Annotated in this window: 4 protein-coding genes; 3 read left to right on the top strand and 1 reads right to left on the bottom strand. The window is 59.9% G+C overall.

From position 1 onward, the window contains the following. Window positions 1–71: 71 nt before the first annotated feature. Together scpA and HV670_RS29230 are read left to right on the top strand one after the other, a co-directional pair. Complete coding sequence (gene scpA, locus HV670_RS29235; protein ID WP_425511488.1) at window positions 72–2,219, top strand: methylmalonyl-CoA mutase; 2,148 nt, start codon at window positions 72–74, stop codon at window positions 2,217–2,219. Between the two features lie 458 nt (window positions 2,220–2,677). Then, window positions 2,678–3,835 (top strand): hypothetical protein, encoded by a 1,158-nt coding sequence (locus tag HV670_RS29230; protein ID WP_175108422.1) that lies wholly within the window; start codon window positions 2,678–2,680, stop codon window positions 3,833–3,835. Between the two features lie 53 nt (window positions 3,836–3,888). Here the strand turns inward: HV670_RS29230 and HV670_RS29225 are convergent, their stop codons facing one another. Continuing rightward, window positions 3,889–4,275: a hypothetical protein gene (locus HV670_RS29225; protein WP_175108421.1), complete on the bottom strand. Its 387-nt coding sequence runs from the start codon at window positions 4,273–4,275 to the stop codon at window positions 3,889–3,891. Window positions 4,276–4,413: 138 nt separating this feature from the next. Between HV670_RS29225 and HV670_RS29220 the strand changes: the two genes are divergently transcribed. Then, a complete protein-coding gene (locus HV670_RS29220; RefSeq protein WP_175108420.1) occupies window positions 4,414–4,833 on the top strand; it encodes a styrene oxide isomerase in 420 nt (139 codons plus the stop codon). Window positions 4,834–5,130 lie beyond the last annotated feature (297 nt).

The raw sequence follows: 5,130 nt of genomic DNA, 5'->3' as shown, positions 1-5,130 counted from the left end.
TGCGAGCTTCGTCGTGGCAGCGACCAGCAGAAGATTGCCGACGTAGTAACAAGCAAGCATTGGAGGCAGCGATGAACCGCGAGGGCGATATGCGCGGCGACCGGGACTTCGCCGATGAAAGTCGCGATGCAGTACGGCACGGGCCCAGTGCGGTACCGCTTAAGGCGCTGTATACGGCGAGCGATCTTGAAGGGGTGTCGCATCTCGGCAGTCGACCCGGTGAGGCGCCCTTCGTGCGAGGGCCCCATGCGTCGATGTATACGCAAAAGCCGTGGACGATCCGTCAATACGCAGGCTATGCGGACGCGGCCGATTCGAATCTTGCATTCCGGACGGCGCTAGCCGAAGGGGCACAGGGTTTATCGGTTGCCTTCGATCTGCCGACGCATCGGGGCTACGATTCGGACGATCCTGCCGCCGCGGCCGATGTCGGCATGGCTGGAGTCGCAATCGACAGCGTCGAGGACATGAAGCGCCTGTTTCGGCAGATTCCGCTCGATCGGGTGTCGGTCTCGATGACGATGAACGGCGCTGTGCTACCCGTACTGGCTGCATTCATCGTGGCAGCGCAAGAAAGTGGCGTGCGCCCGGAGGCCCTTACGGGTACGATCCAGAATGACATCCTGAAGGAATACATGGTGCGCAATACCTGGATATTCGCGCCGGAGCCGTCCTTACGGATCGTCGCGGACGTCGTCGAGTATCTGGCCGAACGCGCGCCGCGCTTCAATGCAATGTCCGTCTCAGGCTACCACTTTCAGGAAGCGGGCGCGGACGCGGTACTCGAACTCGCGCTGACGCTGTCCAATGCGCGCACCTACGTCGATGCCCTGGTGACGCGTGGCATGAGTGTCGAGCGCATCGGCGAGCGGCTGAGTTTCTTTTTCGGCGTGGGCACCGATTTCTTTGTGGAAATCGCCAAACTTCGGGCCGCTCGGGTCGTCTGGGCCGGGATAATGAGCGAACTGGGTGCACGTGGGGCTAGAGCGCAAGCTTTACGCATGCATTGCCAGACGTCGGGATGGTCGCTCACTGCGCAGCATCCACAAAACAACATCGTCCGGACGACGATCGAGGCGATGGCCGCCGTGTTCGGCGGCACCCAGTCGCTGCATACCAATGCGTACGATGAGGCGCTTGCACTCCCAAGCGCGGATGCATCAAGGCTCGCGCGTGACACGCAGTTGATCATGCAGCATGAGATGGGCCTGTGCGATGTTATCGACCCGTGGGCGGGCTCGTACATGATGGAGTCGATTACCGACGATATTGCCGGGCGCGTACGTGATCTGATGACGCAAATTGCTACGCAAGGAGGCGTCGTCGAAGCGATCCGCTCTGGTTGGGTACAGCAGCGCATTCACGAAGCTGCAACACGCACACAGGCACGAATCGATTCAGGGCAGCGTGTCGTCGTGGGTGTGAACCGGTTTCGATCACCGGAAGCGGATCCTCCGTCTAACTGTCTCGAGATCGACGGTCGGCAGGTTCGCGCCAGGCAAGTTAGGCAGCTTGCAGAACTGAAAACACGGCGCGACGACGTCCTGGTCGCGCGCGCGCTGGCGGCGCTCGCTGACGGTGCGCGTGACGGGACCGGCAACCTCCTGGCCCTCACCATCGAGTGTGTCCGCGCGCGCGCGACAATCGGCGAATGCACGCGCGCGCTGGAGGGTGTTTGGCCGCGCTACAAGATGCCCAGTCGTTTTAGCAGCGGACTTTACGGCGAAGCGCGGATGGTCGATGCGGCTTGGCGTGACGCATGCAATCGTGTCAGTGCTCTCGTCACGCGCCTCGGACGCCTGCCCAGGGTGCTCATCGCAAAGGTGGGGCAGGACGGCCACGATCGGGGTGCAAAGACCGTCGCGGCGGCGTTGACCGATGCCGGATTCTACGTGTCGCTCGGCGCGCTGTTCCGCTCGCCCGGCGAGGTGGTCGACGACGCCATCGCAGCGAAGGCCGATGTCGTCGGCATTTCGTCCCTATCGGGTGCGCATCTTGACCTTGTTGGCGAGGTCGTGCGCACCCTGCGGGTCCGTCGACCGATGGCAGCGGTTGTGGTTGGGGGCATCATTCCGGACGAGCACGCACGTTTTCTCAAACGCAATGGCCTTTTTGCAGTGCTCGGACCGGGGGCGGCAATGGAGTCGATTGTGTCGAGCTTTGTCGAAACCGTCGAGCTGGCATTGGCATCGACATCGGCATCGGCCGTTGCGAGGTAGTGTCCGATCTTTCGGCCCAGTGGCGTCTCGCGACGCAAGCGCACAAAGTCCCCTCACCACATATTGTGTGAGGGGGCTTTGCTTTTTTGTGATCCAGTTAAATGCTTGCAGCGGTAGTTAGACTGCAATCGCTGCGAGCAGATCGTCTTTGACGGCCTCGCGGTCGTCGAAGACAGTGAAAAATCGCGCGCATCCACCGACAATTTCGCGCGAGTGGATGCTGATTGCGCGACACGCTCTCTCCCGAGAAGCCCTGCAACAAACGCCGTCGGATTTTGCGAAAAATGCGCCCATTTGTGCGGAATCGCACCTTACTTCGGGATTGGGGTTGTTAAGCTAGCGCTGACGCGCTGGCTTACTCCGCCTGCGCTGTGGTGGGCAACACGACGGCGAAAGCGTGGCCCACTCGGCGGCGTCCGGGGATTCGCATACGATCATCCCTGAACGAGGAGAAGGTCATGTTGAATAGACCTGTCCCGTCCCGAACCAGCGCGTGGATTCTGCTGATCTTCATTTACTACATTGCCGCGGCATCATCGTTTGGCGGATTCTGCACCAAATGGCAATTCCGCGACGACTCGCTGATGTCGCTGCGGCTTGCACTGGACGGGACGCAGAATAAGCCGTTTGTCTATCGGCAATTGCTGCCGATGACGGCAAATCTGGTGGATAGCGCGATCCCTCAGAAAGCGAAAGTTTCGCTCATCCACAAGCTGGCTGGCGATATACCCTTCTCTAATCCGATCCACCGTTTCTTTCCTGGCGCGAGGGACTCCGTCGTTCCGGAGTACGCAGTGCGTTATCTGATCGTGTACGCGATGACGTTCCTGTCGATGTTTGCGGCGCTGTTTGCGATACGGGCCGTCTGTATCGAGTTAATCGGGGACAGGGTGGCGTCGACGCTCGCGCCGCTCGTGATCGCGGCGGTGTTTCCCTTGATCCAGACCGAGGGTGGCTACTTCTATGACATGCCTGAGTTGCTGTTCATGGCGCTGGGTGTATGGCTGACGCTCAAACGGCATCTCGTCTCGCTGTTCGTCGTAGTGTTTCTTGCCACGCTGAACAAGGAATCGTATCTGTTTGTCATACTTACCTTGTATCCGATTGCCACGATGCGTTACTCGCACCGGCAATCATTGTTGCTCATGGGCGTGCTGCTGGGCGTGGCCGCGGCAATCAACGTCGCGGTGAAACTTCGGTATATGAACAACGGTGGCGGCATGGTGCATTATCAGTTAGCCGACCACGTACGATTCCTGCTCAATCCGCTCAACTATCTTCGAACGGAGATCAACTACGGCGTGTCGACGACGAAGGGTTTCCACATCCTTCATCTCTTCCTCGTCGGTATTCTGGCGAAGATCGGTTGGCGAACCTTGCCGCCGGCTGTCCGCATGCAGACATGGATAGCCGCCTTGATTACCGTGCCGCTTTTCATCGCGTTCTGCTTCAAGGACGAGTTGCGAAATCTGAGCCTGCTGATAATGCCGTTTGCGTTTCTGGTGTGTGCGACGATTTCGGTGGTGCTCGCGCAGACCGAAAGCCAGAGGGCGCGCCAACCGGTCGTGCCGCGGAAGCAGGAGCCCCTTGATGCGCACATCTGGCGAGCTTGGTAGAGCGAGTGTATGCCAGATCCGCGACCACTTCGTTGATGTCGTCCTGCGTGAATTCACGTTGCTTCTTTGTGCCGAGCTGCCGCTTCTGCGTTCGGACCGCCGCGCCCAGATGGGTTCGTGAGGGCGCTGTCCCAATGCAATGGCACGCCGGACGCAACGTAGAGATTCACCGCGCGCGCGACGACATCTAACGCTGGATTCACTTCGCCGGGCGTCTTGGGCCCCTGCGTCAACGCGAAGACAATTTTGTAGGTGTGGCCCGGTTGCGGCTTGAAAGCACCGTTCGGCAAGAAGTGGCTCTTGCCGTAGTCGTGAATGGTCGGCGTGGTCCAGAAGCCGGGCGAATCCATCGTGCCTGCTTGGGCGGACACGGAAGCGGCGGCGAGCATCGCGGCTGCTAGGACAGGTTTAATTTTGTGCATGGTTGATTGCGGTTCCACTGACGCTTGTCGCCAAGCGACGGGCGGCGTGAACACCCATCGCGGATGTAGCCCCTCAGGCTACATCAGAGTAACGAACTAGCTCGACTTCCCAAGATCTCTTCAGCCACCGGCCCGCTACACGCGATCTCGAATCTTATGCACACCGCCGCGCGTCAACTTGTATTTCACGGATCGATAGTCCTTCTCTTCGGCTTGCTGCTCGGCGCCCCTTACGCTAAGGCAATCAAGCGCGGTGCGCCACCAAATATCGTTAACTCTTGGCGCGTGGCTCACCTGAGCCTGCCAATCGGCGCAACGTTGATGCTGGCAGTCGCCGCCTTGCTGCCCTCAATGACTGTCCCGACGGCGCTGGCCTGGCTGATCGCCATCGCGTTCATTGTGTCGGCGTACGGGTTTTGCGTCTCCACGCCGCTGGCCGCACTGACTGGCGAGCGAGGCTTGTCCTCAGGCGGTGCCGGCCTGGGTGGGCTTGTCTATTTTGGAAATTTGGTCGGCGCTGTGGCATCCATCGTCGGAGCTGCTGCATTGGTCATCGCCGCGTTCCTGTCTCTTTAATGCAGGGATCGGCCAACAAGGGACTCTCATGTCGCGCTCGAAGTTGCTGCGCGAATGACCCATACCCTCCGCCACACACGGCTTGGATCGCCCCACCTGTTACACGAACAATCCCCGCTCTCGTATGAAGACCGCGGACGACGCCCGTCGAATGTCGATATGTCAGTCCGACGATGAAGGATCTTGCGTAAGCGTCCAGCCAGGACATGTTGACGACGTCGAATTGGTAGGCGGTTATCACGGCGAGCGCACAGGCCGTGAAGCCCCCACTTATTGCTAAGTGGGGACCTAATTAGC

It is taken from the genome of Pararobbsia alpina (genome assembly GCF_902859895.1).
GTDB classification, from domain to species: Bacteria; Pseudomonadota; Gammaproteobacteria; order Burkholderiales; family Burkholderiaceae; genus Pararobbsia; species Pararobbsia alpina.
This window is presented reverse-complemented; position numbering and strand designations above follow the sequence as displayed.

Bases quoted from the DNA above. Each gene is read 5' to 3' on its own strand.
- scpA (WP_425511488.1), top strand. From the start codon at position 72: ATGAACCGCGAGGGCGATATGCGCGGCGACCGGGACTTCGCCGATGAA.
- HV670_RS29230 (WP_175108422.1), top strand. From the start codon at position 2,678: ATGTTGAATAGACCTGTCCCGTCCCGAACCAGCGCGTGGATTCTGCTG.
- HV670_RS29220 (WP_175108420.1), top strand. From the start codon at position 4,414: ATGCACACCGCCGCGCGTCAACTTGTATTTCACGGATCGATAGTCCTT.